At 49.6% G+C, this 4,666-nt stretch carries 4 protein-coding genes; all 4 read right to left on the bottom strand.

From position 1 onward, the window contains the following. Positions 1-175: 175 nt before the first annotated feature. Genes VN429_RS06075 through VN429_RS06060 form a run of 4 tightly spaced genes read right to left on the bottom strand, consistent with a single transcriptional unit; the run spans position 176 to position 4,446 of the window. Positions 176-979: a formylmethanofuran dehydrogenase subunit C gene (locus VN429_RS06075; RefSeq protein ID WP_325630951.1), complete on the bottom strand. Its 804-nt coding sequence runs from the start codon at positions 977-979 to the stop codon at positions 176-178. Between the two features lie 10 nt (positions 980-989). Continuing rightward, positions 990-2,705, bottom strand: coding sequence for a formylmethanofuran dehydrogenase subunit A (locus VN429_RS06070; protein WP_325630948.1), 1,716 nt, complete (start codon positions 2,703-2,705; stop codon positions 990-992). 2 nt (positions 2,706-2,707) lie between these two features. Next, on the bottom strand, positions 2,708-4,033 hold the full coding sequence (locus VN429_RS06065; protein ID WP_325630946.1) for a formylmethanofuran dehydrogenase subunit B: 1,326 nt from the start codon (positions 4,031-4,033) through the stop codon (positions 2,708-2,710). After that, complete coding sequence (locus VN429_RS06060) at positions 4,033-4,446, bottom strand: molybdopterin dinucleotide binding domain-containing protein (RefSeq protein WP_325630944.1); 414 nt, start codon at positions 4,444-4,446, stop codon at positions 4,033-4,035. The genes VN429_RS06065 and VN429_RS06060 overlap by 1 nt, the downstream gene beginning before the upstream one ends. Positions 4,447-4,666: the final 220 nt, after the last annotated feature.

The following is a 4,666-nucleotide window of genomic DNA, read 5'->3' as shown; positions in this document are numbered from 1 at the left end:
GTCATAATTCCTCGATAATTCGGTTATTCCCTTTCCGTTTCTCACAGGCTTACAGCCATGGTTTTCAGGAATGTATCTGATTAAATCAGGGGTCAGTGTTGCGGTAACTCCGGTATGAAAATACGGGGCAAGACCGGATTGTATCTGGTAGTTTACGAGGCGGCAGTAAAAAAGGTTAGTTTGCCTTGAGGTAGATGTGACCCCAGACAGTCTGTCCCTTCTTCTTCTCTTTCCGCTCTCCAAGGTCACCAATGTACTCATCAAAGGTGTAGGTCTGACCGTCACATTCCTTCTCGACAGTTCCAACCTTCTTGTATCCTGGCATTGGGTAGAGGATTTTTCCAAGGACATATGCTTCTCCTTTTACCAGTTGTCCACCTACACGGCCTTCAACATCACCCTTGATGATGACAGTTCCGCCTTCGGCATGGGTCAGGACATGGATGAAGACATCACCTTCAATGATGATGGTCCCACCGGTCATTGCGGTACCGATATCATTACCGGCTTTTCCTTTTACCCGGATCAGGCCACCACTCATGCCACGCCAGTCTCCACGGTAGGCACTACCGACATGGTTGTTGGCATCTCCTTCAATAAGGATCTCTCCACCTTCCATGCCGATTCCAAGGAATGCATCAGCATTTCCCTTGACGGTTATTTTGCCTCCCCGCATCCAGCAGCCGACATACATATCGGCGTTGCTGTTGATGAGAATCTCGCCTGCTGTCATCTGCTGGCCGAACCGCTTCATCTTGTGGACATCGCCATTAACGATGATCTTGGTGTCGGCTGCGGTCTCTCCAGCTTTTCCGGAAAAGGAGAAGAAATCTCCAAGTTTCCAGACCACTTTTCCCTCATGAGCCGGAAGATCTGCGATCTCGGTCAGAGATTTCCCTGCAAACTTATCAGGGGTTACACTGTAGCATTCGAGGTACAGCTCAGGCTGCTGTACCAGGGTCATTGTTACGGTTTCCATCTTTTGCACCTCAGGCTACTTCTACTTCAAGTGCCCGTGGGCGGTACACATGGTCGTCGAACACTGCATAGTTCTCAAGGTTAACGGTATAGCTCTTGGTGAACTTCTCTTTGATATCACGCATAACCTGTGAGTTTTCAGGCATGGTGACCTTGGTCCAGATGGTGTGTCCCTTTGGCTCAGCAACAATCTCACCGTTCTGAACGATAACAACTCCTTCCTTGATGGTGTAGGCAGTCTTGCTGAATGCCTCTTCAATCAGTTCTGGATCGGTTGGAATCTTCTTGGCATCAAGGTTGTAGATAGATACGTTTCCATCTGCACCCGGAGCGAGGCTGCCGTACATGCTAGACATACCGAGTGCCTTGGCCGGACCTGCACGGGTCATCATGGCAATATCGTAGAGGTTGAGTTCGCGATCTATGGAGGCGAGGTCGGTTGCTGCGATGACCTTGTCCTTACGCTTCATGGAGTCAAGGGTTGCTTCACGGGCTTTCCTGGACATGAGCCACTTGATGATACGTGGGTACCGGCTGAATGGTCCTCCGTTCGGGTGGTCAGTGGTGATAAAGGTCCGCATCAGGTCTTTTGCATAGAGTCCAATCTCAAGACCGACTGCCCACTGGATACCAATGACTGCGACATCCTTGTCGTATACAAAGGGTACGATACCTGAACCGGTCTCAAGTTCAACATCACAGTTTGCCCACTTGCGGTGGTTGAGTTCCATGAGGTGGTGCTCGAACGGTCCGTCAGCAGTCATGGTGGTTGTTTCATCAAGAGTGACACATCCGAGATCGACGGTGATGTTTTCAGTCTTGTTGACGTAGTCCATGACTTCCTTTGCTGCAGATCCAAAGGTTGCCCAGCTGTCACCTTTGTAGGAGTGGAACTGAAGGTGAGTATTATGCAGAACCTGTTCTCGTCCGAACTTGTTCTTTGCCTTGTATCCCTCTGCAAGCTTCAGGGTGTCAAGGGTGTCTGTGTAGTTGCCCGGGTTCCCAAGGTTGTTGGGGTGCAGGTGAATTGAGTGGGGCAGACCAAGGTACTCGTTGGTCTCAATAAGACCCTTGACAATCTCTGCAGGGGTTATGTCGAAGTAGGGAACCGGGTCATGGATAGTATTACAGTTTTCTCCCCATGCCCATGCTTCAGTGCCACCTGGATTGACTACCTTGATACCAACACCATATGTTGCCTTAAGAAGCCAGGCGACGTAAGCAGCGTTGTTCTCGATCTCTTTGTTCTTGAGGTACTCAAGACAGAACCAGTTGTTACCGAATACCGGCATTGCACTGATATCGAGGATTGGTGTGTCCCTAATCTCTTCATGCACGTGGGGTGCCATGAGTGGGGGCATTGCTGCCTCATTGACGTAGGTGTATCCCAGACGGGAGTATGCATACCCGGTCTTCCAGGTGGTTGGAATTGAGTATCCCATCTCCATCCGTTTACCCTGTTTGAGAATCCCACCACGGTAGTCACCACGGAAAAGTTTGTCTTCAGGTCGCATCTCACGTCCAAGGTTGACTTTCGGCCCTACTACGTGGGTGTGAATATCAACACCACCGGCCATTACTGTCTTGCCACTGGCATCGATGCTTTTTGCTTTTGAAGAGACCTTTTCTACGATCTTGCCGTCCTTGATGGCAATATCTGCCTTGTCTCCCTTGATTCCGGAGATTGGGTCAAAGACGTATCCGTTCTTGATAATCAGCTCAGACATATTCAGGCCCCCTGTGCATTGAGTTCATCAACGCGGTCAGCGATCTTGTTCAACAGTTCCTCATCGGTAAGGAGACCCTGTGGATCGAGAACCTGTCTAAACTGGATTGGCACATTGTCCATCCGGTATACAATTCCGCCGGTGTCAACACCACAGATACAGACCGGAATGTGCAAGTCAGAGATCTCTGATGCCATGCAGACGCTTGGATCGATGGTAACAAACGGATGTTTCTTCAGGTGCTGGATTGCCGGAATTGGGAAGTGTGCACCTGCATCGGTTCCGATGTTGATGAACATATCTGTTTCATCACGCATTGCCATATCCACTGAACTGGTCTCACCAGGGTTCATGTGGGCATAGTTCTTCTTGGTGAGGTCAAGGCAGTATGGGAATCCGAATGTCCAGGACCAGACGACACCGGGACCTGCGATATTGTAGTGTCCACGCATTGCCATGATCGTCCACTTGGCAACCTTGTTCAGGTCACGCATGAGGGAGATTGCAATGTCTATGTTGTGGTTACGTCCATCTGAGTGGGTAAGTCCCATACCATAGAAGACAGTTCCGAACCTGGCATTTCCCATGATTTCTGCAACTTGAAGGATCTGCTCTTTTGGAACATCTGCAACAACATCAGGGATATCGTCTGCATGACCGTGCATGACCATACGAAACGCGTTGAAAAGATCGTAGTCGTGACCCTGTCTTACACGAACATGTATATCAGCAACGTTTGCAGTATCGGTGTACCGTGGGTCAATGACGATGACGGTACGCTTCTTCTGCCCCTTTCCGGTGAAGAATCCACGGGGGAAGATAGAGTACCGGGACATGTGGCGTGGGTGTGCGTGTGCCGGGTTGGATCCCCAGTAAACAATTACATCTGCACGGTTCTTGACTTCTCCAAGGGTACAGGTCGGGTACCCGTTATCGAATATTGCAAGGAAAGACGGGCCGTGGCAGATGGTTGCACAGTTATCAAGACAGCCACCTGCGGTTTCCATGACGCGGGCTGCTGCTGCCTGACCTTCACAGTTGGTAGAACCAAACCCGTACATAAGTGGCTTTTTTGCCTTGTACAGATGCTGTGCGGTCCACTCGATGGCTTCCTCATATGAGATCTCTTTCATTGAGCCATCTGGCTGGCGAAGACGAGGAAGTCGGTGCCGGTGCTCTGAGCTTCCGTGTTTGAAGATCTCAGTTCCGATTGCACAGACGTTCTCGACCTCAAGCACCTTTTTACCGTCATCAGAGACAGTTACTCTGACATCATCGCAGGAGCAGCCGCAGTATGGGCATCCCACATTCTCATATACCTTTGGCATTATTCATCACCCTTCCACATGCCGACTGCACCCTGAACCAAGTGGAGAGCAGTCTTCAGTTTCTCTTCCGGAGCAGATTCCACAGTTACTGGGAATCCACTGTATTGGGGTGTGCCGGTTGACTGGGTACGGGGAGGAACGACCTGGTTTGCCCAGACGCCCTGCCTGATGTGGCAGAGACCTGGGTATACGGTCTGCCTTCCCACAACCGCCTTGACAATGACCTGACCACTCTCACTGGTGACCCGGACATTAGTATTCTTTAAAATTCCCAGTTTCTTCATATCCTGTTCATTCATTTCAATGATGTTACAGGCATCGAAGTATTCCGGAGAAGTTTTACCTATTTCCATCGCGACACCTTCTTCGAAGGCACGCTGGGTTATCATGTTTAAGATGTACTTTTCAGCCATAGGATCTCCCGAAAATCCTACTGTATCAGGTTCAGATTCTGATCAGGCCACTTCTGAGTGTTGCATAAAGAACCTCCATCTGAATGAAACCCCACGAATGCAGTTATCAGATGATACTAATCTGGTCCTTTCTGTTTCAGACACTTAGATTGAACTCCAATTACTACCTATTATTAATCAGCCAACTTTTTGGCTGATGATTGTTAGGCACAATATCTGG

Source organism: Methanospirillum sp. (assembly GCF_035560735.1).
In the GTDB taxonomy this organism is placed as follows: Archaea; Halobacteriota; Methanomicrobia; order Methanomicrobiales; family Methanospirillaceae; genus Methanospirillum.
This window is presented reverse-complemented; position numbering and strand designations above follow the sequence as displayed.